This is a genomic window from Bacteroidota bacterium (genome assembly GCA_016718825.1).
Classification (GTDB): domain Bacteria; phylum Bacteroidota; class Bacteroidia; order J057; family JADKCL01; genus JADKCL01.
This window is the reverse complement of the sequence record JADKCL010000022.1, coordinates 68,979-93,179: the sequence shown is the minus strand read 5'-3', so window position 1 is coordinate 93,179 and position 24,201 is coordinate 68,979. Positions and strand designations below refer to the sequence as shown.

The following is a 24,201-nucleotide window of genomic DNA, read 5'->3' as shown; positions in this document are numbered from 1 at the left end:
ATTGGCCCTCCTACACGGGCAGCGCATAAGGACAGGAGAACGCTTGCGATTTTGGTCGCAAAAGAAACTCCTCGCTCTCACACTGCACACGCACACTGAAAAAGCAGGGGCTTAGGTTCCTGCTTTTTTGTTGTTGGATTCTTGGTAGCTCCTCTTCGAATCGTATTTTTACGCCCTGATTGGGAAAATCCAATTGCAAAAGCATGAAAATCGACGGCATTCATCATCGCAGCATCTCCATCCGTGAAAATGACCCGCACACGGTCTGGATCATTGATCAGCGGCATTTGCCCCATCATTTGATTTGGGAGCCGTTGCGCACCGCCGAGGAAACCGCGATTGCCATCGAGGAAATGCACGTCCGTGGGGCGCCGATGATCGGCGTCACTGCCGCCTACGGCCTTTACCTCGCCGCACTTCAGATTGGCGACGCCTCCGATTTTGACCGTCAATTGATGGCCAAGGCCGAGATGTTGAATGCCACCCGCCCCACGGCGGTCAACCTCAAATGGGCGATCGAGCAGCAGCTCCTCTGCCTCGAATCCGGCGGCTCCAACGCTGAGAAAACTGCCCGTCTACTCGCCAATGCCCACAAACTCGCCGACGAAGATGCCGAAACCTGCCGCATGATCGGCGTGCACGGCCTCGAACTCATCAAAGAAATCTCGCGCAAGAAAAACGGCGCCGTCGTGAACATCCTGACGCATTGCAATGCCGGATGGCTCGCCTGCGTGGACTACGGCACGGCGACCTCGCCGATGTACCAAGCCTTCGACGCGGGCATCCCCATCCACGTATGGGTGGATGAGACGCGCCCGCGCAACCAAGGTGCGCGCCTGACCGCCTTCGAACTCGGCCAACACGGCATTCCGCATACCGTGATCGTGGACAATGCCGGCGGCCACCTCATGCAGCATGGCCAAGTGGACATTTGCTTTGTCGGCAGCGACCGCACGACCGTGACGGGTGACGTCGCCAACAAAATCGGAACCTACCTCAAGGCCTTGGCCGCCAAAGACAACGGAGTACCTTTTTATGTGGCCCTTCCCGGCAGCACCTTCGACTGGAACATGCGCGACGGCGTCAAGGAAATCCCCATCGAAACCCGAAACCCCAAGGAAGTCACCTGGATGGACGGCAAAACAGCCGACGGCCGCATCGAAGACGTCCTCCTCACGCCCGAGACAAGCCCCGCGATCAACTACGGCTTTGACGTAACGCCGGCGAGGTTGGTGACCGGCTTGATTACCGAGCGCGGCATCTGTGGGGCAAACGAGCGGGAGATTTTGGGCTTGTGGCCGGAGTTTGGGCCGAAGGCGTGATTACGTTGGAGCCTGGTACATTCGGATCCAAAAATGGTGTAGATGGATCGGAGCTCCAAGCGGCCTTTGGGATCGGGAAGTGAATTCATCTAGAAACAGTGATTTTGCTGTTGCTTCGAGGAGCTTGTCTTCTTCCTGCCAAACCAATACAGGATCATTTGGATACGCAATTTCTGCATCGATCCAAGAATTGACTTTTGAGAGCCATGTAGAGACGTCGTCAGTTTGGATGTAGGCGACCAAAGCCGCGTCGGAATCATTACGACCATGCGTCAAATTTTTGAATCGCTCGATTCCGCCTGTGTTTTCCGGCTTTTGCGGTTTAGCGTAGCTACCAATTGCGTATTCCTTCATTCTAGAGGGTGGAATTCTGTTATCAAGTCGTTTTGCTTCGAACCTAATGATCGGAATTCGGGTTGGATTTTGCTCATCTTGACGAGGTTGATTGCGCCGTTTCGGCCTAAACATGTAGGCGGCAAAGTCATTAGATGGTGAGTTTCCGCCTCCCCTTTCTAGGTTTTCCCTAAGAAAATAGAAAGGAAGCCATTCCTCTTTTACCTCGTCCATCAGATTTTGTACTAACAATTGTGTTAGGTTGGGCTCATCCCAAAGGCTTTGCTCTCTTGCCTCTTTCACAAAATCTAGAATTGAATTCCTCAAACATTGAAATACCCCTGAAAAGGTCTCCACTTTCGTTTTAGAATCCCCGAACGATCCTAATGGGGTATGTGGATTTTGGCTCACCTTAGTATCCTTGGTCAAATAATTCAGCAAACGTCTCATCAGCATCCATGATCGCAATTGATCTCGTCCAGTAACGTTTTTGATTGGGCTTGAAGATGAAGACAACATTTTCTTCAAACACGGTCAGGATGCGGCGCACATATAATTGATGCGAGTGTTGGTAATGGAGAATGCGCATAACCTTTTGTTCAAATTCGTTTGAATTCTTCGGCATCGTCGTCCGTGGTTCATCACCGAGATAGAAGGCGAAACCGATGTATCCATTTCCAAAAATAGGAGTAGTCGGTTTGAAATCTTTGTACACTGAGTTGAGCACTTTGAGGTACCATTCCTGATAGTCTTGCAGCATCTGATCATTGGGGTCTGCTATCGGCTCCAGCACCTTGCTCTTGGTTCCGTTTTTTCGGAAATCGATTTGGAATTTGGTGATGTCTTCTAGTAAGATTTCTTCGATGGCGTAGAACTTAATTGGAGGATAAGGAAGGGCAAGAATATCCTCCAAGACAGGTACTCCTTCTCTATTGCCTATAACTTGCCCACTAAAGAGCCAGAGCAGAGGCACTTGAAATGGACTCCTAAGATACTTTTCAATTGAATAGAGCTCATCAAGTTCTTTCCAAGGGCAGTGAATTCCGACAATTTTGTCCTTGAATGTTAGGTATTCGTGTGTCAACCCGACAAACATTCCCCCATCATCGGTTCCCTCCTTCATCAATAAATGTGGTGGGGCAAATATTTTCTGTTTGCGTGTTCTTGGGCGATGAAAGAACCGATCACTACAGACGGCAACTCCACGATTGTCTATTCCGTTGATCGTCAAGAATTCCGTTTCAAGAAAATTATTGCCCGTAATCCATGTTCCTTCATGTGATTTTCTAAGTCGACTAACCTCAAGTTCCTCTTCTGATGTACGGTTTTCCTTATCAGCCAATTCAAGACATCTAACTACTGGTTTTTTCTTGACATTGGGAGCCTGAGCAGTTGCCAACTGCCATCCTTCGCCGTACACCCAATTTTGTTCCTTTTCTTTCTTAAGGAGAAAATCTCCGAAGGATGGAGTGCCAGCAAATCGCTTCACCAAAAACGCCAGCCTTCCTCCACCCATAAAATTCGCCTGCCATATACGATCCGAATCCAATGCCTCATCCCGATAAACCCAATGTATATCATAGGTATCTGTCTCGAAACCCACGTTTTCTTCCGCCATGGAATTCTTGCGAATGATGACGTGTGCTATGCCAGATTGCTTATCGATCGAATTGTCAATGATTGCTGCAATGACTGCAGGCTTGGCCTTGGTGCTACTACTCGAAAATAACGAACTCCTAAGGGGTGTAAAATCAAAAATCGTTCTGAATTTGTGTCGTTCGATCAAATAACGACGAAAACCATGAGCGCCGTTGTTGTAGAGCAAAGGTCCCGATGGCAACACAAGGCAACATTTTCCATTTTCCTCCAGCATTTCAAGTGATTGCGCCAAAAACAAAAGTGCAATTTGGTTGTCTGGGATTTTGGGAAGCCCTATCTCGTCTTTAAGTTTGGAAGCTACAGTTTCTGCATCCTCGGTGAGTTCGGACAGAAATGGAGGATTCCCGATGATCAAGTCGAACCTACCCAATCTACTGACGACCTTAAAAAAGTCCTTATCGTAAAGATTGGCGTCAAAATCATCACCAACTTTCCCAATGCTTGTCAGGTTCTCAAAATGGACATTTTCCCATATCTCATTCGGGGACAATGCGTCCAACAGCGCAAGGCTAAGCGAGAAATATGTAAGCCGTGTGGCTTCTGTATTGATATCGCAACCAAAAATGCAGTCTTTCAGCAATTTTTGTAGGACAGGAATTTCCTTCTTGGAAGGCTTCTTCCAGGCATTGTCCAATCTCCAAAGTTGTATGAGTCTCTTGTAGGCTCCTACCAGGAAAATCCCAGACCCACACGCAGGATCCAAAATCCGTGGATTTCGTTTTGTTTGATTGTTGAGTGGCAAAACCTCATCGAGCAAGAACTGAACCAGTTGTGGTGGTGTATAAACGACGCCTTCTGCCTTGGTTGAGCCATCTTCCTGTTTCCCAACGGCAAAATCTTCGTAGATATGACTGATGAGTTCGATAGGGAGATCATCGAATGAATACCATTTCCAAAGGCTCAGTTGCCCTTTTTCATTCTTCACTTTGGTACACCAGCTAATATCGCCTTCTGCGAATTTTGCGAAGTACTCTAAGTCCAATTTCTTGATCGCATCTATCTCAGCTGGCAGAAGGTGGAAAATCTCACCATTCAAATGATCCTTTTCGGCAAGCCTTTTGAACATCTTAAGACATTCGAACTCATTTCTAAAGACCGAACCCAAGGAAGGCGGTAACTTACCACAGAAATCAGGAAAGAATTCTTTTGGCTTTAACGCAGATTGCTCGCCACCGCGATCTTCAAGATATCGAAGTAAAATGGTCATCACAAGCAAGCGCTTGACGATGGCTTCTTGCTCGGGAAATTGTGCAACCAGCTTTGCACGCACACCTTTTACGGATTCCAGCAGTTGGTGGTAAGCTGTACCCTTTTGCTTAAATGATTTCCCCTTTGCAGTTTCCCAAAATAGTCCGGTGTCCAATAATCTGGCTTGGAACTGATCGATGAGCTTCTGCGATTTTGGATCATTCCAACGAAATGGATTTTCGAGCGGAATGGGTAAGAACTCTGACCCTTTGGGCTTCATTTCCCAACCATTATAAAGCTTGGCTTCGGTCGGAGAGAAGAAATAGCATTGTTGTACAAAACCAGCGTTCCACACCTTGCGAATTCGTTCTTTGATTTTCGCTTCACTGTCAGGAGAAAAGTCTTGCTGATAATAAACATAGACTTCTGGCTTTGGAAGGCGATTGACATCTTCAAAGAAACGCAAGTAAACCGCATCAGCTCCATATCGTTCTGCAATCTCAAGCGCCAAAAACAGACTCGGCTGTTTCTTGTGGATTTCTCTATCCTCGATAAAGTACAAGCCCTCCACCTCTGGATCCATCCCAAAAGGCTTCAGCGCTTGCGTCAATATTTCTCTCGCCGAGGACACGGTGCAAGTTAATTCAAAATAATGCTAAATATATGGGAAAAAATACTAATAAAACACTCAATGCACATAACTCCCAGCATTCACATCAATCGTGCACCCCGTCGCATGATCTGCCAAGCCACTCATTAACAATGTGACCATCGGTGCGAGGTCTGCTGGCTCCGTGAGTTTGGGCAAGGCGATGTCGTTGAGGGCGTAGTCTTCGCCGTATTCGTCCATGAAGTCTTGGGCCATGTCGGTTCGGACGAATCCGGGTGCGATCAGGAAGCTTTTGATTTGGCGTTTGCCGAATCCCCTTGCGATGGAGCGGTGCAGTGCGACCATGCCCGCCTTGCTTGCAGCGTAGGCGAGGTATTCCGGGGTGTCGCCACGGAAGGAGGCGCGGGAGGCGATATGCACGATGCGGCCGCCGATGCCGCCATTTGTTTGGAAATGCAGGATCGCGAGCCGCGACAAAATCGCTGCAGCATTCAAATTGACCGCCATCGTGCGGTTCCAATCCTCGAGCCAATCGGCATCGGGCGCAGCAATGGGGGAGAGGTAGGCGACACCGGCATTGTTGACGAGTCCGTCGAGGCCGCCCATTTTCATGACGGCTTCGTAAAACAGCTTCGTGCAAGCCGCAGGATCCGCCAAGTCGGCCTGCGCCATACAGGAATTGGTGGTGTTTCCTTTCAGAATCGCCTCTGCGGCTGATTTTTGACGGTTGTAATGCAGGCAAACCGTCGCACCCGAATCCATCAGGTGGCGTGCAAGCGCGGCTCCGATTCCCCGGCTTGCGCCGGTCACCAAAATCCGCTGCCCTGTGAGGTCGATCGTCGTTGCCATTAGAATGAAATCAAGCCACGGCCCAGTCCACGAATCGATTTGAGCGGGTCAATGCTGAAATTGACGCCCTGCCACCATACTTTGCCGCTGCTCGGAAGCCCGCCAAAGACGGTGCCGGCAATCGGAAAGTTGAATTGCAGCGATTCTTTCAAAATGCTGATGCGAAGGCCCAGGTCATAGTAGGCATTCGGCTCCCCAACGACAAAGAATCGGGAAGTGCCCACGGCAAAATCCCCGAAAATGGACAAGAATTTGCCCGGGAGGCGCAGGTTGCCGTTGACGCTGAGAAGGCCTTGGTCAAAGCTGCGTCCCGTCAAGCTGCTGAAGCCGCCATGGTCGCGCGTGATTTGGTGGCTCAGCCAAGATGTCGATTGCGCACGGTCAAAGAGGATGTTTTCTCCGAAGGGGTCGCTGCTGCCCGAGACACGGTATTGCAATAAATAAGGTGTGCCGTTGGGTGCCATGGCAAATCCGCCGAAGACGCGAACGGATCCACGCATTTTCTTGAGGATGCGGCGGGCGTAACTGCCTTCGATGGAGGCTCTGCCGACGGGTTCTGCAATGTTTCCACCCAATTCGGCAGCCAATTCGAAGTCGGAAAGTACGGTATGCGCCTGCGTATTCCATTTTGCGGCACCATAGACGGGCAGGTACCAATCGTCGGGTGCCAAGGGACCATCGTCGAAACGCCTGGCCAGAATCTGCGCCTGCAAGCTCAAGCTGCTGGTAAAAGGGCTGCGTTCGAGGGCTTTGTTCATGTGGAAGGTCAAGCTCGGACGAATGCGTAAGAAGGTCGAATAGGAAGACATTTTGCCCTGCAATTCGATTTTGCGGAAGACTTTGCTCGGCAACCACCTGTAGGTGAAGCCTGTGCTGCCGACGACATGAGAATTCCCGAATCCAAACATCGGCATGACATGGAAGGAAAATGGACGTTCGGGGAACAGGTTGTGGTAGAGCAGCAATCCGCCCATAAAACCGTCCGTGGTATTGTAGCCGATGACAGGGGCGAGTCCGAGGTGGAATTTGTCAGGTGAAGGGAATTTGTAGAGGAAATCCAATGCGAATGGCCTGCGGTGGGGGAAAAGGCCCTTCCGATAGCTGTTGTTGAATTCCTTCAGCTCGGGAATTTCTCCGTTCGCATTGACTTTGGCTGCGGTGAAGTCTTGCTCGGTGACCGTGACCGTGGTGTCTTTCAGAAACGGCTTGGTCCAATAGGTCGAAATCACCTTGCCTTGGTCATCGAGCAAGGACAACGAAGCTGGCAAGGCCGTACCTGATTTGTTGGAAATGGTGAAGGTGTTCTCATTCTGCTTCGTGATCTTGAAATCCACCTTGTGTTTGCCATTCAGGTAGGCGTCAAAAAACCAATCGAGGTCTTCACCGCTGACTTCTTCAAACACCGCTTGGATGTCCTCGGGCTGCGGATGTTTGAACTTCCACCTTTCATAATAGGTATGGAAGCATTTGTCGATTTTTTCACGGCCGAGATAGTCCTCGAGGTAGTTGAAGGAAAGTCCGGATTTCATGTACACTATGACGCCGTAGTTGGTGCTTGTGTATTCTGCCGAATGTCCTTCGACGGGCTGATCTACGTTTTGTGCTGCGGACAAACGATAGCCCTCTTGATTCATAAAAGTATGTGTGAAATTGAATCCGAGGCGATCTTGCAGCCCTTGAGGGATGAGATTCATTTTATCGTTGTGCAATTCCTTCCAATAACGGCTTTCGAAGAAGGTATTAAGTCCCTCATCCATCCAAGGATGGGCACGTTCGTTGGAGCCGAGGATGCCGTAGTACCAGTTGTGGCCGACTTCGTGCATCGTCACCATTTCGAGGTTGGAGGCACTGCCACCCGCGCCGAGCACGGTAATGTTGGGATATTCCATCCCCGCGCCTGCGCTCAAAGCGCCATCGACCGCCGTGGCATGGTTGTAGGGATAGTCGCCGTTCCACTTGGAATAGTGGAAAACTGCCTTGGCGACATATTCCGGGCCGCGCTCCCACAAGTTGCGGTCGAGGTTGGTAAACATGGCAACGCAGCGCACGGGCCTTCGGGAAACGGGCAGGTTCACGGTGTCTGCCAACACGTAGTAGTTTTTGTCGCAAAACCAGGCGAAGTCATGGACGCGTTCTTGGTGAAAATGCAGGGTTTTGAGGTCGTCAGGAGCGAATTCGGGTTTCCATACGGCCTCTGCAACCGGTAAGTCAAACATTTCATGGGATTTGCGTTCCCTTTCTTGGAGCCATTCAATTTCAGGATCATTTTCGGGAAGGTCTCCCGTGGCACCGACGACATAGTTGCGAGGCAACGTGATTTTGACATCAAACGTTCCAAATTCGCTGTAGAATTCTCCTTGGTCGAGGTAGGGCATGGGGTGCCAACCTTCAAGGTCATAGACTGCTGGCTTTGGATACCATTGGCAGAGTTGGTATTGCTGTCCTACATGCCCCAATCGGGAGAATGAAATGGGGATTTTGACTCTGAATGGGGTCGCAACGACGATTTTACCACCGGGAAGCAGGGGGGAGGGCAGAGCCAATTGTGCGATGTCTGGATTGCCTTGCCAATTGGACCAAGTTGCTGGCTTGCCATCCACGGTGAAGTTCAGGCTATCAATGAAACCACGGTCTTCGGAGGCTGCATCATGGAACTTCAAATCTCCATCTTCAAGCTTTTGACGGGCAAAAGCCGAAGTTTCGTCCTTGTAGGCATTGGGCCACAGGTGAATGAAAAGCGTGTCGAGGGTGTCTTGGGAGCGATTGGTATAGGTGAATTCCTCATTTGCATGCAAAAAGTGCAAATTATCGTCAAGCCGCACATTGATTTTGTAGACAATTTCTTGTTGAAAGTAGTCAGTTTGGGAATGCGCCAAAATCGAGGTGAAGAGGATAAAAAGTAGGGCGAACAGCGTTTTTTTCATGGTAACAGACCTGATCAAATGATAAAAATCCAGCTCAAATCTAGTCAGAATCGCCCAATTTCTTACATTTAAGAGGAATTTAATTTGTTTTCAGGACTTTCTCTCCCTAACTTGAGGATAGAAAATAAGGGTGTTGGTGTGGCGCTTTGAACGGAAGAGCGCCTAAGTTAAACGGTCAGAATTAGGTAGGAACTGCAGGGTGGATTTCTGACGTAAGTCTTCAGTTGGGTGTGGGTCTAGTCAAAGAAAGGGTTGTTGGTATGGAAGCTGTTTACAATAGGTTCGTATCGAAAGGGTTGATAGCATCGTTGTTGCTCGCGATTTTGGCGATCAACTTGGTGAAGGCGCAGGGCAGCATGAATGTGGTGCTGCGTGGGAATTGGGACAACAATGCGTTGCCAATGGTCTCCGGATATCAATACAATGATGTTTGGGGCTATGCTGCCGGTGGTCGCGAGTATGCATTCATCGGTTCTACGGCTGGTGTTCATGTGATCGACATCACCAATCCGTCAGCAATGGTGCATATCACGCAACTCAACAGCGGATGCGTTTCAACGATATGGCGCGATTTTGCGACATACCAGAATTTCCTTTATGTGATTTCTGACAACTGCGCTGGGAGTACATTGCAGGTGTTTGACTTGACAGCACTTCCAGCGGCACCGACGCTTGTCTTCAATAGCAATGCCTTTTTTACCACTGCCCATACACTGACTATCAACTCCCAATCTGGACGTATCTATGTTTCCGGAGCCAATACGCAGATGAATGGCGTGATCATTTTGGACATTCTTGGACATCCAGCTGCCCCGACCTTGGCTGCAAGTTTTTTCTTGGGTGCTTATACGCATGATACTTACGTCCACAACGACACCTTGTATGCATTCATGGGAAACAATGGACTCAGCTCATTTGATCTGGTCAACCTTGGCAATCCCTATGCATTGGGTTTTCTTTTTGGTTATCCTGAAGCCGGATATTCACATGCAGGCTGGGGAGCAGCAAACAACAAATCGATGGTCTGGATCGACGAAACCCAAGACAAGGGAGTTCATGTGGGTTCCTTGGCCGATCCTTACAACATTCAATGGCAAAGCAATTTCAGGTCTGCATTGCTTGCTCCCGCTCACACCAACAGTATTGCGCACAACGTCGTGGTCGTGGGCGACTACGCATATATCTCCTATTATCAGGACGGCCTTCAAATTTGGAATGTGAGCAATTCCGGAGCACCTGATCGGGTGGGCTACTACGATACCAATTCGAATGCTACCTACACGGGCATGTTTGGGGCTTGGGGTGTCCATCCGCCATTGCCTTCGGGAAACATGTTGATCTCTGATACCGAAAATGGCCTTTTTGTCCTGCAATTCAATACAGTATTTCCCGCCAACATGGTCAATTTCGAGGCCGATGTTTTGCAGGATCGTGTTCATTTGAATTGGTCGACGGAATCAGAAGTGAGTTGCCGCAGCTTCACTGTGGAGCGTTCTGCAAACGGTGAGCAATTTGAACCTTTGACAGAGGTGGAAGCTGCAGGAAACAGTACCTCGCTTCGCGCCTATTCGGCTTTTGACGATGCTCCACTCCCTGGTCGCAGCTTCTATCGCCTTCGCCAAAATGACTTTGACGGCAACTTCTCTTACGGCGAGGTTGCAGAGGTCGACTTTGGCAAAGGCATCTTCAGCCTTACGGCCTATCCCAATCCTTCCGAAGCTGGCGAATCTGTCACGCTTCGCATCGAGGCGCTGGAATCATCCGTTGCCGATTTGGAAGTCGTCGACCTCATGGGGCGCAACATCTACAGTCAGAAATTGACCCTGATGGCAGGTGTCGCAGATTTCGAACTGCCAAGTTCTTCTTGGGCCGCCGGAACTTATTTGATGAGTCTATCCTCCGGATCCACCCGTTTGGAACAAAAAATCATGATTGCGAGGTAAAATCCTCCCCCAATCTCCCAAGAATATTGTTCAATTTCAGTCTTGAGAAGAAGCGATTCCGATGGTCTCGCTTTTTTTCTTTGGCATCCGTTTATCCCTGTTTGGGTCGCTCAGAAAACGATTTTCGTGGCAAGTAAACGTACCGGGACGATTTTTGGCGGCTCAGGACATGTTTGGAGGCAGAGGGGTAAAAAAAGCGAACCGGGCCAGGAAACAAGACTTGGGATTGTCTTGCTGCTGCCCTGACCCGATTCTGTGAAAGATTTGGGAAAAAGTAAAATACTTTGCGTACAAAAGTTATGGCTTTTCCCGCCGAAAACAGCACCAATCATCAAGAATATTTTTTCAACATGCATTCCGCTATCGGTGGAGAATTGGGTTCCGCACAATTTTTGGTGTACTGAAGGTTTAAATGCTCGTCTTTCGCATTTTTCATCGTTTGGGGTACTAGTTTTGTGGGGCTAAAATGCTGGATTCGATGCGCACAACGATCTTGTTTCTTTTTTTGATGGTGCTTGGATGCACAGCCCAGGCACAGGAATTTACGCAAACCATTCGCGGTACGGTCAAGGACCATGATTCGCAGGCGCCATTGGAGGGAACCACCGTTACCCTTTTCAGGGGGGATTCCTTGATTACCGGTGCATTTTCGGATGTAGAGGGAAAGTTCAAGATCACTGGCGTGGTCGCGGGCAGGTACACCTTGCGTACCGCCTACGTAGGCTACGAGCCGGCCACGATCCCCAACATCGTCGTGAACATGGGGCATGAGCTGGTGCTCAACATCAGCATGACCGAGGCGGTGATCACCACGGAAACCGTCGAAATCACAGCCGGAAAAAAGGACGAAGCACGTAATGAAATGGCATTGCTGAGTGCCAGGCAATTTACGATCGACGAGACGCGTCGCTACGCCGGCTCCTGGAACGATCCCGCGCGTATGGCCTCCAACTTCGCCGGGGTGATGCCCAACAATGACTCCCGCAACGACATCATCATCCGGGGCAACTCGCCGAGCGGGGTGCTTTGGCGTTTCAACGGCATTGACATTCCCAATCCCAACCATTTTGCGACGTTTGGCACAACCGGCGGACCGGTGAGCATCTTGAACAACAACGTCCTCGACAACAGCGACTTCATGACAGGTGCCTTTCCAGCGGAATATGGCAACGCGCTTTCAGGGGTCTTTGACCTGAAAATGCGCAAAGGCAACGATGAGCAATACGAATTTCTAGGCCAATTTGGCTTCAACGGCTTGGAGTTCATGGCCGAAGGTCCGATTTCGAAGAAAACAGGCGCTTCCTTTCTGATCAATTACCGCTATTCGACGTTGGAGCTGATGAAGGAATTGGGGATCAAATTTGGCACGAGCGCACAACCCAAGTACCAAGACATTTCATTTAACATCCACCTTCCAACCTCAAAAGCCGGCACTTTTTCCGTTTTTGGCATTGGCGGATTGAGTCATGCCTTGGTTTTGGACAGCGAGCGCGACACTGCGGATTTTTTTGGTCCAGCGGGGAATGACATTGACTATGGGACCAATACCGGTGTCGTCGGGCTGCAGCATCAGATTTTTTTGAGCAAGAATACCTTCTTGAGGCAGACACTGTCAACCCAAGGTTCCACGCAAAGTACGGTCGTGGATCGTGTGGATCGCCTCACCAAGGAACCGACACCCTTTTACCGCAACGACTCGTGGCAAGGCAGGTTCAGCTACAATTTTCTCGTCAATTCAAAGATCAGCACCCGCCACACGCTGAAAACAGGTGTATTCGTAGATCGCATGATGTTTTCGCTCTACGACAGCCTGCAGCCGGATACGAGTCTGGGTTGGCGCACGCTCACGGGCGTGGAAGGCTATTCCTACCTTTTGCAGCCTTATGCGCAATGGAAATGGCGGTTGAATGAACAGCTTTCCGCGACGGGAGGAATTCACTATCAATTGTTTACATTCAACAAGTCGCAGGCTTTGGAGCCAAGGCTTGCCCTGCGATGGTCCTTTAGCCCGCGCCAATCAATCGGATTGGCCTACGGGGATCATAGCCAATTGCAGCCGATGTACGCTTACTACATACAAACCAAACATCCGGACGGAAGCTATACTACCACCAATCAGGACTTGGGATTCACCCGCAACCGCCATTTTGTGTTGGGGTATGATTGGAGCATCAGCCGTGATTTCCGGTTGAAGGCCGAGGCTTATTATCAGCATCTCTACAAAGTCCCGGTGGATGGCAACAAGCTCAGTTCCTATTCCTTGCTCAACGAAGGTTCGGATTACGTCGTTTCGGTCGCAGACAGTTTGGCCAACAAAGGAACGGGCCGTAACTATGGACTTGAACTCACTTTTGAGAAATTCTTCAGCAAAGGATATTACTTCCTCGTAACTGCGACGCTGTTTCAGTCTCAATATGCAGGCAGCGACGGTGTCCTGCGCAACACTTCTTTCAACAATCAGCATACGCTGAGCCTGCTAGGGGGATACGAATACCGGCTTGGGAAACGCAAGCGTGTTTTGATCGGCATCGATGGCCGTGTGACCACCGCCGGTGGAAAATGGTATACACCGATCGACGAAGTGGCTTCGCAAACGTCCATTTTTGCCGTTTACGAAACCGACAAGGCCTTTACGGAGAGGCTCAAGGATTATTTCCGGACAGATATCCGGTTGAAAGTCAGGCTCAACAGCAAAAAAGTGAGTCAGGAATTTGCCTTTGATGTCTCCAATGTCTTCAACACTCAAAATCCGCTCAATGTCGTTTATGACATTCCGTCGCGGTCACTGCGTACCAATTATCAAATCGGATTTTTCCCCGTCGTGCAGTATCGAATTGAGTTTTAAGTGAAAAGTGAAAAATGGGCAATGAAAAGGGAATACATCAGGGTATGAACGCCTATTTTCCACTTTTCACTTATAGTTTTTCACTTTTCACTTCCAGGACTGTGTAATCGGAGATGAATTTTGCATGGTTGTTCAAAACTTGCTGGTATAAATTTGCTTCCAATCCTTGGATTTGTAATTTTGACCCTTCTCCAATGAAAGGGTTAAGAAACCATTGAAAACAGGGCAAAAATCCCTGCAAAGCGGAAAAAATTGATGCGAGACATGAGAAAATCCCTTTTGATGCTGGCCTTCCTGTTGACAGGCTTGGCAGTGCAGGCCCAAGATTGTGGCCCGTTTGCCTTCAGGAGCTACAATATCTCCGATTCTGCCGGGGTGCGTGGCACTGGTCTGGACACATTTGCGCTCAGTCAGGATTACCCCAAGGCCCTGCCGGCAAAGCCTGCTGCAGGATATCCGTGGGAAAAAAGTGACTTCCGTGCCGGTGCTGGTGGATACATGCGCCAAGTGTTGGATTATTGCTTTGAAGGCATGGATTCTGCAAAATGGGTCGCACAAAACAACAAAGTGCGCACTTGGTACCATGCTCCTTGGCTCGATTACGGCTATATGGGCCGTGAATTTTCACATGGCCTGCGCATGGACCGCACCTCGTTTCCAAACGACTTGTTTTCCAAGCAGACCAACAAGCACCGCAACTATTCCATCACCTATTACAATGCCGAGGCGGCTTATACCATCGGTCAAGTCTGGTGTAACCCCAATAAGCCGGATCCTACCAAGGCAAATTTCCCGATCGGATCCGTCTGGTTCAAACTGATTTTCACCACTGCCGATACCTCGGAAGTTCCAAGCTTGCTCAATGCAGTCGAATGGGAAGCTTTCGTGGAAACCGGGGCAGATCAGCCGATTGATCCCAAGCGCCCGCGCAGACTCCGATTGATCGAAGTGGATTTTGGAGTAAGGTCGGCCGCCAAAGAGGCTGTGAATGGCTGGGTTTTTGGATCCTACATTTTTGAAGGTCACAAACGCGGCACCACTTTGGCCGACAAATTTGTTCCTGTCGGATTGCAATGGGGCAATGACCCGGGCTTGACCCCTCAAAAGGTCATCGGTGGTGCCCCCATCGCCGAATCGTGGATCAATACCAACATCTGGAATGAAAGCAACCCTTCCTCGTTGGTTCAGAAAATCGGCTGGGGATACCGCTTGCAGGGCCCTGTCGGTGACCATTCCTCTTCCATGATGTCCATGCACATGACTGCAGGATGGCCGCCTGCCTTGGCAGTCGCTCCAAGAGGAACCGCCCCCGATTCCATTTTGCGCTGGCACCGGAACATTGGTCACGGCACTCCTTTTGAGCCTGGTCAGGTTTCCCTTGACTTCTGCTTGGAATTGGTCGACGGGATGCGCAACCATGCCATCGCCAACGGCGACTCCGTGATGGGTGAGGAATACAAGAAGATCATTTCCGACATCCTTGGCTTCGTTCCCAAGGATCCTTCGCAAAAGGAGGACGCTACCGCTTTGCAGTATGAAGTGAAGGAAGGTTTGAGCGACGGCCGTAACATGTTTGTATTCATCGGCTTTATCCTCCTGATCGTGGTGTTGGGTGGCTTGCTTGTCTACAACTTCATCAAGAAATAATCTCCCGAAGTGCGTGAGATGGAAAATGCGGTGCCTCGGTACCGCATTTTCTATTTCAAACCTTTCCGAAATGGCGCTGATAGATCGGCTTCCGGTACTTGAATTGCAGCCATAAAATCGGGTACAGCAGCCAATCCAGCAGAAAAAAACTGCATTTGTACTCGATATCGTCCAGAATCAGGGCATTTTCGCCGTCCTTTTGGACGCGGTGGTTGTGGCGCCAGAATCGGATCGGAAAGGGCATGATTCGGCCGGTATCGACAAAATGGCATTCTTGCGCACCCAGCTCATAGTCAGAGAATACATTTTCCCATTCCTGCTTGATCAATCCGAAAATAGTGACCTGAATCTTGATTTTCCCTCCCGGAAGATCTGAAGGATCAGAATGTGTCAACTTCATTTTCATGCCCGGGGGCGTGAGTTTCAGCAGCAAGGATTGGTCAAACCCGGCAAAGACCTTTTTATAATTTCCGCGCACAGGCGTTTTCAACAACATTCGCATGTATCCTCCAACCCGCTTGAAGGTCAAAAGTTGCGTTTCCTGTGGAAAAAACTGGGGATAAATCGCGTTGCTGTGGGTAGTCTGTGGAATCTTGTTAAAGTTGTTAAGCTTCCTTGAGTTCGCCGGAAAAACAGCAACATTGGTATCAGGGAACGCGTTCGAAGGTCAGCACGTTGAAGAGAATTTCACTGATTTTCCACCATTCACTTTCCCTGCTGAAAAGAATCAAGGACGACAATTGGAGCGTCTTGAAGTTGGGCAAGCTGCACAAAGCTCCCCGGCTGATAAAAGAAACTTTTGTTTAAAAGCCCGATCAGGGGTCGCGTCAGGCAAAAAATTGTCGGCGCGATTCTGATTTTTAGACCTTTTCGTTGAGTGGAATTGATGCAATGGTGGCAACGGGCTGTAAACACTGTAAATTGCCTTAATTCCATCGAATCCTTATGAATCGGAGCCATTTTTTGATTTTACTGACGACTTTATTCATTTCATTCAGTGCTTGCAAACCTCGTAAGGACGGCGCCACCACGCCGCCAAAGCCTCCTGTCAATCCAAATCCTGTCGTCTTTTGTGGATCTGAGCTGAGCCGCGGCCGCCCTTCCTTCCAGGATCCCTTGCTTTCGGTGAAGGCCATGGTGCAAGGTGATTGCCTGCGGTTGACAGCTGAATATTCTGGAGGCTGTCAGGAGCATGATTTTGACATGTATTGGGATGGCGAATGGGACCGGACAAAACCGCCGGTCGCGCATCTTTATCTCGGCCACAATGCCCATGGTGATGCCTGTGAAGCCATCAAGGCCGAGAAGATCGGCTTTTCGCTGGAGCAAATCCGGTTTCCGGGCAATGGACAGGTGATCGCCGACATCCACGCAGCGGGCGCGTCGCTCACCCGCGTGAGCTACACCTACTGAATTGCCTTGCGGCCGTTCAGTTTCTTGCACGTTTCAGAGGGAAAGCTGTCCAAAAGCTCCGTTACACCCACCCAAAGGTTGCTGTAACTTTGACGCATGAATACCACGAAGCGGGTCGCCATCATGTTTGGCGGCAAATCGGCCGAGCATGAAATCTCCTTGATTTCAGCCATGAACATCATCAAAGCCCTTGATCGCAGCCAATATGAGCCGATGCTCATCGGTGTGGACAAGGATGGCATGTGGCAGTTGCAGGACGAAGCCGAATTTCTGGCGCAAGATGCCAATCCCAAAACCGTTCGGCTGACATCGCTCAATCGCCCGATCGGAATCGTGCCCGGCAATATTGGTCCGCATTTGTTGGACTTGTTGCGCGGGGAGGCCTTGCCCGAGCCTGATGTCGTCTTTGGAATCTTGCATGGCCCTTATGGCGAAGATGGCTCCATGCAAGGGCTTCTGCAGCAATTGGATTTGCCTTATGTCGGGCCAGGCGTTGCCGGCTCGGCGGTGGCGATGGACAAAGACCTTGCCAAGCGCCTGTTTAATGAGGCGGGAATTCCCAATGCGGGGTTTGTTGTATTTCGCAAGGAAGACCGTGCTGCAGCTGTTCCTGAAGCACTTGCGCACCTCAACCTGCCTTGGTTTGTCAAGCCGGCAAGACTTGGATCGTCGGTGGGGGTGAGCAAGGTGAGTAAACCGGAGGATCTCGCCAAAGCTGTGGACCTCGCATTCGATTTTGATACCAAAATCTTGATCGAAGAAGGCATCAAAGGCCGAGAAATTGAATGTGCGGTACTTGGAAACGCCCATCCAAAGGGATCTGTGATCGGGGAAGTCGTGCCGCCGGATGGATTCTATGACTACGAAGCCAAGTACATTGACGCTGACGGAGCAAAATTACTGCTTCCAGCTCCGGGAATGGACGAAGCGACTGTCAAACGTGTGCAAGAAATGGCAGTGAAGGCCTATCAAGTGCTGGAATGCGAAGGACTTTCAAGGGTGGATTTCTTTCTCACGGAAAGCGGCGAATTGTTGCTCAACGAAATCAACACGCTTCCGGGATTCACCAATATCAGCATGTACCCGAGTTTGTGGAAACTCAGCGGCATTGCCTATCCCGACTTGATCGACCGACTTCTGAAGCTGGCGATGGAAAGAAAGGCGGCTGAGCGGGCCCTCAAGACCGAAATGACCTTCGAATAGGATTCAAAAAGCCTATTCGACGAAAATCATCACTTCCCGTTCCTTTTTCGATGCGCCTGAGGGCGTGTAGATCAGCTTTGCCTTGCCTTTGATCTTTTTGTTGCCGATCCTGATCTCAAGGTCCAGTTCGCCGCGGTTGTTGGAGTAAAAAACCTTTCTGGAAAGGTCGATGCCGCCTTTTTCCGCGACAATCTCGACACGGGAGGCAGGTGCAAGGTCACGCACGGAAATGAGGAGGGTGTCCTCCTTTTTAATGCGTACTTCCTCTGCCCATTTAAAAACCTCACCGTTAAGGGTCACGGTGACTTCTGATTTTTTCTCAGGGCGGGCGTCGATCAACGCTTTTTCCTCGGTGGGGGTTTCCTCATCTTCGTCACCTTCCTCTTCCCAAGCTTCCCCGGTATTCTGGGCAAATGCGGTCGCGGAAAAAACGAAGGCAAATGCGAGAAAAAGGAACATTTTCGGAATGCTGTTCAATCCAAAGGCCGTCGTTGCCGGCTGATGTACTGTAGTCTTCATGGGTTTGAAATTACAAAAAGCGGGCCATACTTGGGAATGGGCTTGTTGAATTTTCCCTAACTTCGCCCGTACATCCAATGGGCACGAAACGATCTGGTTCTGGGGTTACATTTTGGGGAATGCTGCTGCGCCCTTCGGCAACGTTTCAGGCACTTGTTGTTCAAGGCAATGATGACGTGTCCATTCTTCCCATGATCCTGGCAGGCTCGATGGGCTTGCTGTTTTGGGCGGATGTTTTTGACCTCGGAAGCCGCTATGAAACGGGTGGAATTTTAAGCGGAGGATTGATACTCGGGCCGTTGATCGGTGTTTTTTGGCTGATCCTCATGGGCCTTTTTGGCCTATGGTTTGGAAACCTGTTGGATCGTCGCCATACCGCCAGGTTTCAGTTCCATGTCTTGATTCCGCCTTTTCCCTTGAAAAACCTCGTTTGGATCAAGGTCCTTGGGCCTGAAAAGATTCGAAGAATGTTCTCGCGGCCGTTTTTCAGGCATGGTTTACAACTTTGGTCTTGGCTGAATTCTGCAGGTGCCTTTTTGAAAGATTCCGTTTCAAATGGCAGAATGCGTTATACCCAAGTGCTTGGCGGCTTAGCCAAACTGGCCATGGTTTTCTTTCCCATGGCTGTCATCGTCTGGATGGCTGCGAATTTCCTTGACCAAACCGGATTTGGCCGTGCAGGCGAGACGACGGAATGGGATGGACTTTTTTTGATCCTCAAATGCATCTTCTTTCTTGTATTTGGATATTTCTGGCTGCGTTTGTTGCGTGCAGGTTTTGAATTGGACTGGGCACGCACCCTCTTGGCTGGATTGGCATCTTTGATGTTAAGTTTGGCAACGGTCATCTGTTTGGTTGCTTTTTTCACTGGAATACAATTAATGTGAATACTGAAATTCCTCAAACACCGGCAAATGAGGCCCGTGAAGCGGTTGTTGAACGGGTGAATCCCTGGTTTTCAATCTGGTTGCAAACCCGCAAAGCATTGGTTTCTGCCTGGAAATACATTCCGGAGGAATACATCCATCGCCTGTTCATTTTTACGGGACTCATGTTCATGCTAGCCTTGCGGGTCCCGGATTGGTTGGTTGTGACTCCCAATCCCATCGGAGTGATGATTCAGGTATTGTTGGTCGGTCCCGTAGGCGGTATTGTTGCCGGATACCTGTATTCTGCGATTTTGCGGGTCGTTGGAAAATGGCTCGGTCAGTCAGTCCCCTCCATTTTTGCAAAGTGCGCTGTGGCATGGAGCGACTTGTCCTTTGGATTGGCCTGGGCTGTTTTTGTACTGGTTTGTTTCCTGTTGAATGGTCACCAATCTGCGTTGTATCCCAAGGAGATTTGGATTTTCCGCGACATGCTGGGTTGGTTGCCTCTGATCGCTGCAAGTCCATTGTTGCTCTGGGGAATCGTCATTCGCATCCGTTCCATCGGGGTCCTTTTTGGATTTTCCGCAGGGCGCTCGATTGCCACTTGGCTTCTTACGGTTTTGCTTGCCTACGTCCCGGCAGCTGCAATGATCGTCACCTACGGCATCCTGTATTTTGTCACTGCAAGTGGCCCGCAGTAACCATGAAGCAAAAAATCCTCCCAGGAATCATGTTTGTCGTTGCTGCCTTGGGCTGGTTTGGATGTAACCGTCCTCCTTCGAATATAGCAATGGACAAAAACAACGATGTGAAGCCGCGCTTTGGAAATTATCATGGGCTTCTGGCAGATTCGGCGATGGTGGTTTCGGCCCATCCTGCAGCGAGTGACATTGGCGTTGCGATTCTTCGCAAAGGGGGCAATGCTGCCGATGCGGCCGTCGCAGTTCAGTTTGCCTTGGCCGTCTGTTTTCCCTACGCAGGCAATATTGGCGGAGGTGGTTTGCTCGTTTTGCGGCAAGCCGATGGCGAAGTCAATGCGCTGGATTTCAGGGAAAAGGCACCCTTGGCTGCCCATCGGGACATGTACCTTGACCAACAAGGCGCGGTCATTCCCAAACTGAGCGAAAAAGGCAGATTGAGCACGGGCGTGCCCGGTTCTGTTGCCGGCATGGTGGCGCTGCATGCGCGATATGGCCGGCTTTCGTGGGCCGAATTGCTGCAGCCAAGCATCGATTTGGCCAGGAATGGATTTGCTGCGACTGCACATGAAGCCAAATGGCTCAATGAACAACAGCCTGATTTTCAAGCACTCAATAAAGGCGGCACAGCTTATCTGGTCAAGGATTCCGAATGGCGGGAAGGGGATACCCTTCGACAGGAGGACCTTGCACGCACGCTGGAGCGCATTCGCGACCATGGGCGGGCCGGGTTCTATGCAGGGGAGACCGCAGACCTGCTGCTCGCTGAAATGAAACGTGGAGGGATTCTCACGCAGGCAGATCTGGATGGTTACGAGGCAAAGTGGCGGGCGCCGCTCCGCGGCAACTTTCAAGGATACGGGATTGTCACGATGCCCCCGCCCAGCAGCGGTGGCATTGTTTTGTTGCAAATGCTCGCGATGGTCGCCGACCATCCTTTGAAAAAATGGGGCCCCGATGCGGCTCCAACGATACATGTCATGGTGGAGGCCGAACGCAGGGCGTTTGCCGATCGTGCAGAGTACATGGGCGACCCGGATTTTATCAAGGTGCCGATGGCAGGCCTGTTGGATCCCGCATACTTGAAAGCGCGCATGGCCGACTTTGATCCGCAGCGTGCAACGCCAAGCGACAGCATCCGGCATGGAAATCCACGACTTGAACCGACCGAAACAACCCATTTTTCCATCATTGATCCCGAGGGGAATGCCGTTTCCGTGACGACAACGCTCAACAGCCCTTATGGCAGCAAGGTTTGGGTGGCGGGAGCCGGCTTCTTGCTCAACAATGAAATGGATGACTTTTCGTCCAAGCCGGGCGTTCCCAACATCTTTGGATTGGTCGGCAACGAGGCCAATGCCATCGCTCCCGGCAAACGGATGCTGAGCTCGATGACGCCGACCATCGTGGAAAAGGATGGAAAGATCTTTTTGGTCTTGGGTACACCCGGCGGTGCGACCATCCCGACCAGCATTTTTCAGGTGATTCTCGATGTCGTCGTACACGGGATGACGCTTCAAGAAGCGGTGGATTTCAAGCGCTTCCACCATCAATGGTTGCCCGACGAAATCATGGTGGAAGACAGTGCGTTTTCGACGGCAACCTGGGAAGTTTTGCGCGCGATGGGGCACCGCGTCTGCGCACGTGAGCCGATCGGGCGTGTCGATGCGATTTTGCGCAATCCCGAAGGCAAACTTGAAGGCGCAGCCGACAAACGCAGGGACGACGTGGCACGCGGCTTCTAATCAAGCACGGATTCTTCAGGGATTTTGTCGAAATTGGATCTATGAACGTCAGAGGAATTGTTTGCTTGGTTTTGCTTCCGATCCTTGCAGGTTGCAGTGCCAGGTCAGCTGGCAGGCCAACGGCATTTTCCATTGCTCCTGATTCTTTATCCGTGCCTATGAAAAATGATTCGACACCTAAGCCAAATGAAATCGGTGGAAAGGAGACTTGTCTCGGCCCCGTGGTCGCACGCGGGAAATTGTTCCATACCAAAGGCAGGCTGGGTAGCCTCGGAGACTATCTTTTGGGTGGCGATTTCCTCACAGGTGGCGCGTCAGGCTACAATTGGAAGCCCGAATACGAAGCCCTGGTCGGCAAGGAGGTGGAGGCAAAAGGTGTTCACTACCGATACCGTTGCGGACCGATCGAGCAATGTCTGGAAGGTGGTGTCATCAATTATTTGCGTGAAATTGAATACCTGAAAGCCGTCGAGTAAAAGTAGGTCGAATGGGTTTTGGCAAATGTTCTTAATTTAATGGTCAGTCACAAAATTTGGGGAATGAAAAGAATAGTACTTCTGATTTGTATTTCTGCGGCATGGATTCCGGGGTTGTTGGCGCAGAAGGGGGCCGATTCGAAAATGATCAAGACGCCGCGCAGTGCTACGGTCAACGTGAGCGAGGTCAAGGAGGATTTTCATCCCTCGGTCGTGCGCGTCGAAGCTCCTTTTCCCGGTGGAAATACGGAAAAAGCCTGGCTGGAAAATCAAAAGGCCGAAATGGCGGCCAAATACCGCCAACCTGATGCCAATCAGAAGGTGGACAGTACCGCTGCTTCGCCTTGGCTTGGAGACAAAATGATTTCCAACCAAGTCATCAACGGCGTACCCAACGACAACGATATGGCCATTTCCAACGGCGGTAAAATCGTGTCGGTGATCAATTCCAACATTTATATGCACGATGAATTTGGTGCATTGCTGTTGGGAAACCTGTCCTTGAATGCCTGGAGTGCAGGATTGAACCTCACCGGCAGCAAGTTTGATCCGCGGGCATTGTATGACCCGATTCATGACCGTTTTGTGATCACCTGCCTGAATGGTTTCACGGATTCGACCAGCTACGTGATCGTCGGTTTTTCGCAGACCAATGATCCCACGGGCACTTGGAACCTCTATGCATTGCCCGGGGACCCCAATCAGGATTCGCTATGGACAGACTATCCGATCATGGCTTTGACGGAGCATGAGCTGTTTTTGACCGTAAATTTGCTCTATAACAATCAGCCCTGGCAAACCGGATTCAACCAAAGTATATGCTGGCAAATCGACTTGGACAACGCCTACGCAGGTGATTCCCTCGAATCCAGACTTTGGTTCAACATCCAGTTTGGCGGAAGGCCGGTTCGGAATCTTTGCCCGGTACAGGCCGGTGCGGGTCCGGGAGGGCCCAACATGTATTTTATGAGCAACCGCAACCTCTCTTTGGGAAATGATACGGTCTTCATCATGGAGATCACCGATACGATGAATGCCCCGGGCGCGCAATTTCTTGTGGACCATGGCATTAGCAACCGGCAATACAGCCTTCCCCCCAATGCTGTGCAGCAACTTAACCATCAACTCGCAACCAATGATGCGCGTTGGCTTGACGCATTCATTGAAAACGGCAACATTCAATTTGTCGGAAATACACTCGACACCGCTTCCGGAAGATGTGCACTGTACCACGGAACCGTGACCGATGTCACCGGTGCGCGAACCGTGACAGGTACCATCGTCGCGAATCCCGACGGGGACTATGGTTACCCTGCGATCGCGTGGATGGGGATGAATCCCGCCGACAACGACGCCTTGATTGCCATCAACTATGCCGGTCCGACCGCAACCACGCGGCCGGGTTGCGGGGGCATTTATTATGACGGAAATGGCGGTTATTCCCCGCTTGTGGTTGCACAGTCAGGTGTCAGCTATATCAATGCCATCAACGGCACGGACCGTTGGGGCGACTATGCCGGCGCGCAGCGGCGCTACAATGAAAACGGTGTCGTCTGGATGGCAGGAACCTTCGGTAAATCCAACCGCGATCCGGGGACCTGCGTCGCAGAATTTCACCATCCGCTCATCGTGGGCTCCGAGCCGGTGCCTGCAAATGTTGCCTTCGAAACAAAAGCATACCCCAATCCGACAGTGGATATGATGTCGGTCGAGCTCACATTGGAAGCCGATGCCTTTTTGGATATCAGCATTTGGGATGTCGAGGGAAAAAGGGTCAAGACGTTGATCAGGGATCTCGTCAGGTCAGGAACCAATAGATTCAGTCTGTCCACATCCCCATTGGCAGCCGGAACGTATTTCTTGAGGATCACCGATGGCGATCGCATTGTCGGCGAAAAGAAGATTGTGAAATTGAAATGACGTTCGACATCCGCCAAGGACCTTTTGCCTAGAAATTG

At 50.6% G+C, this 24,201-nt stretch carries 18 protein-coding genes; 12 read left to right on the top strand and 6 right to left on the bottom strand.

Annotation, left to right across the window (positions count from 1 at the left end; all coding sequences use genetic code 11):
• The first annotated feature begins 203 nt into the window (after window positions 1–203).
• Window positions 204–1,322: an S-methyl-5-thioribose-1-phosphate isomerase gene (gene mtnA, locus IPN95_20620; GenBank protein MBK9451773.1), complete on the top strand. Its 1,119-nt coding sequence runs from the start codon at window positions 204–206 to the stop codon at window positions 1,320–1,322.
• Here the strand turns inward: mtnA and IPN95_20615 are convergent, their stop codons facing one another.
• From IPN95_20615 to IPN95_20600, 4 genes are all read right to left on the bottom strand, one after another.
• Window positions 1,323–2,105, bottom strand: coding sequence for a hypothetical protein (locus tag IPN95_20615; GenBank protein MBK9451772.1), 783 nt, complete (start codon window positions 2,103–2,105; stop codon window positions 1,323–1,325).
• Window positions 2,068–5,112: an SAM-dependent DNA methyltransferase gene (locus tag IPN95_20610; GenBank protein ID MBK9451771.1), complete on the bottom strand. Its 3,045-nt coding sequence runs from the start codon at window positions 5,110–5,112 to the stop codon at window positions 2,068–2,070. Before IPN95_20610 ends, IPN95_20615 begins: the two co-directional genes overlap by 38 nt.
• A 78-nt stretch (window positions 5,113–5,190) precedes the next feature.
• On the bottom strand, window positions 5,191–5,961 hold the full coding sequence (locus tag IPN95_20605) for an SDR family oxidoreductase (GenBank protein MBK9451770.1): 771 nt from the start codon (window positions 5,959–5,961) through the stop codon (window positions 5,191–5,193).
• Window positions 5,961–8,885, bottom strand: a complete 2,925-nt coding sequence (locus IPN95_20600) for a M1 family metallopeptidase (GenBank protein MBK9451769.1) — start codon at window positions 8,883–8,885, stop codon at window positions 5,961–5,963. The genes IPN95_20605 and IPN95_20600 overlap by 1 nt, the downstream gene beginning before the upstream one ends.
• A gap of 296 nt (window positions 8,886–9,181) precedes the next feature.
• Here IPN95_20600 and IPN95_20595 point away from each other — a divergent pair, with 296 nt between their 5' ends.
• From IPN95_20595 to IPN95_20585, 3 genes are all read left to right on the top strand, one after another.
• Complete coding sequence (locus IPN95_20595; protein ID MBK9451768.1) at window positions 9,182–10,828, top strand: choice-of-anchor B family protein; 1,647 nt, start codon at window positions 9,182–9,184, stop codon at window positions 10,826–10,828.
• Window positions 10,829–11,306: 478 nt separating this feature from the next.
• Window positions 11,307–13,673: a TonB-dependent receptor gene (locus IPN95_20590; GenBank protein MBK9451767.1), complete on the top strand. Its 2,367-nt coding sequence runs from the start codon at window positions 11,307–11,309 to the stop codon at window positions 13,671–13,673.
• A gap of 264 nt (window positions 13,674–13,937) precedes the next feature.
• Entirely contained in the window at window positions 13,938–15,320 is a 1,383-nt protein-coding gene (locus IPN95_20585) for a hypothetical protein (protein ID MBK9451766.1), read from the top strand.
• A 55-nt stretch (window positions 15,321–15,375) separates the two neighbouring features.
• Here the strand turns inward: IPN95_20585 and IPN95_20580 are convergent, their stop codons facing one another.
• Complete coding sequence (locus tag IPN95_20580; GenBank protein MBK9451765.1) at window positions 15,376–15,816, bottom strand: hypothetical protein; 441 nt, start codon at window positions 15,814–15,816, stop codon at window positions 15,376–15,378.
• A gap of 97 nt (window positions 15,817–15,913) precedes the next feature.
• Between IPN95_20580 and IPN95_20575 the strand changes: the two genes are divergently transcribed.
• The 3 genes from IPN95_20575 to ddlA all read left to right on the top strand — a co-directional run bounded on the left by IPN95_20575 (window position 15,914) and on the right by ddlA (window position 17,936).
• Entirely contained in the window at window positions 15,914–16,177 is a 264-nt protein-coding gene (locus IPN95_20575; protein MBK9451764.1) for a hypothetical protein, read from the top strand.
• 88 nt (window positions 16,178–16,265) lie between these two features.
• Entirely contained in the window at window positions 16,266–16,733 is a 468-nt protein-coding gene (locus tag IPN95_20570) for a hypothetical protein (GenBank protein MBK9451763.1), read from the top strand.
• Window positions 16,734–16,829: 96 nt separating this feature from the next.
• The gene (gene ddlA / locus IPN95_20565) at window positions 16,830–17,936 is read left to right on the top strand and encodes a D-alanine--D-alanine ligase (protein MBK9451762.1); all 1,107 of its coding nucleotides are present in this window, start codon (window positions 16,830–16,832) and stop codon (window positions 17,934–17,936) included.
• A 12-nt stretch (window positions 17,937–17,948) separates the two neighbouring features.
• Here ddlA and IPN95_20560 read toward each other — a convergent pair whose 3' ends face one another.
• Complete coding sequence (locus IPN95_20560; protein MBK9451761.1) at window positions 17,949–18,455, bottom strand: hypothetical protein; 507 nt, start codon at window positions 18,453–18,455, stop codon at window positions 17,949–17,951.
• A 77-nt stretch (window positions 18,456–18,532) separates the two neighbouring features.
• Between IPN95_20560 and IPN95_20555 the strand changes: the two genes are divergently transcribed.
• The 5 genes from IPN95_20555 (at window position 18,533) to IPN95_20535 (ending at window position 24,163) form a co-directional block, all read left to right on the top strand.
• Window positions 18,533–19,342 carry a hypothetical protein gene (locus tag IPN95_20555; GenBank protein ID MBK9451760.1) on the top strand — a complete coding sequence of 270 codons (810 nt, stop codon included), beginning with the start codon at window positions 18,533–18,535 and terminating at the stop codon, window positions 19,340–19,342.
• Window positions 19,339–20,025, top strand: a complete 687-nt coding sequence (locus IPN95_20550) for a hypothetical protein (protein ID MBK9451759.1) — start codon at window positions 19,339–19,341, stop codon at window positions 20,023–20,025. Before IPN95_20555 ends, IPN95_20550 begins: the two co-directional genes overlap by 4 nt.
• 2 nt (window positions 20,026–20,027) lie before the next feature.
• On the top strand, window positions 20,028–21,767 hold the full coding sequence (ggt, locus tag IPN95_20545; GenBank protein ID MBK9451758.1) for a gamma-glutamyltransferase: 1,740 nt from the start codon (window positions 20,028–20,030) through the stop codon (window positions 21,765–21,767).
• Between the two features lie 158 nt (window positions 21,768–21,925).
• Entirely contained in the window at window positions 21,926–22,243 is a 318-nt protein-coding gene (locus IPN95_20540; GenBank protein MBK9451757.1) for a hypothetical protein, read from the top strand.
• A 63-nt stretch (window positions 22,244–22,306) separates the two neighbouring features.
• Entirely contained in the window at window positions 22,307–24,163 is a 1,857-nt protein-coding gene (locus tag IPN95_20535; protein ID MBK9451756.1) for a T9SS type A sorting domain-containing protein, read from the top strand.
• Window positions 24,164–24,201 lie beyond the last annotated feature (38 nt).

Excerpts from the sequence above, each read along its gene's own strand:
- mtnA (MBK9451773.1), top strand. The coding sequence starts at position 204 with ATGAAAATCGACGGCATTCATCATCGCAGCATCTCCATCCGTGAAAAT.
- IPN95_20615 (MBK9451772.1), bottom strand. The coding sequence starts at position 2,105 with ATGAGACGTTTGCTGAATTATTTGACCAAGGATACTAAGGTGAGCCAA.
- IPN95_20605 (MBK9451770.1), bottom strand. The coding sequence starts at position 5,961 with ATGGCAACGACGATCGACCTCACAGGGCAGCGGATTTTGGTGACCGGC.
- IPN95_20600 (MBK9451769.1), bottom strand. The coding sequence starts at position 8,885 with ATGAAAAAAACGCTGTTCGCCCTACTTTTTATCCTCTTCACCTCGATT.
- IPN95_20590 (MBK9451767.1), top strand. The coding sequence starts at position 11,307 with ATGCGCACAACGATCTTGTTTCTTTTTTTGATGGTGCTTGGATGCACA.
- IPN95_20585 (MBK9451766.1), top strand. The coding sequence starts at position 13,938 with ATGAGAAAATCCCTTTTGATGCTGGCCTTCCTGTTGACAGGCTTGGCA.
- IPN95_20580 (MBK9451765.1), bottom strand. The coding sequence starts at position 15,816 with ATGTTGTTGAAAACGCCTGTGCGCGGAAATTATAAAAAGGTCTTTGCC.
- IPN95_20570 (MBK9451763.1), top strand. The coding sequence starts at position 16,266 with ATGAATCGGAGCCATTTTTTGATTTTACTGACGACTTTATTCATTTCA.
- ddlA (MBK9451762.1), top strand. The coding sequence starts at position 16,830 with ATGAATACCACGAAGCGGGTCGCCATCATGTTTGGCGGCAAATCGGCC.
- IPN95_20560 (MBK9451761.1), bottom strand. The coding sequence starts at position 18,455 with ATGAAGACTACAGTACATCAGCCGGCAACGACGGCCTTTGGATTGAAC.
- IPN95_20555 (MBK9451760.1), top strand. The coding sequence starts at position 18,533 with ATGGGCACGAAACGATCTGGTTCTGGGGTTACATTTTGGGGAATGCTG.
- ggt (MBK9451758.1), top strand. The coding sequence starts at position 20,028 with ATGAAGCAAAAAATCCTCCCAGGAATCATGTTTGTCGTTGCTGCCTTG.
- IPN95_20540 (MBK9451757.1), top strand. The coding sequence starts at position 21,926 with ATGAAAAATGATTCGACACCTAAGCCAAATGAAATCGGTGGAAAGGAG.
- IPN95_20535 (MBK9451756.1), top strand. The coding sequence starts at position 22,307 with ATGAAAAGAATAGTACTTCTGATTTGTATTTCTGCGGCATGGATTCCG.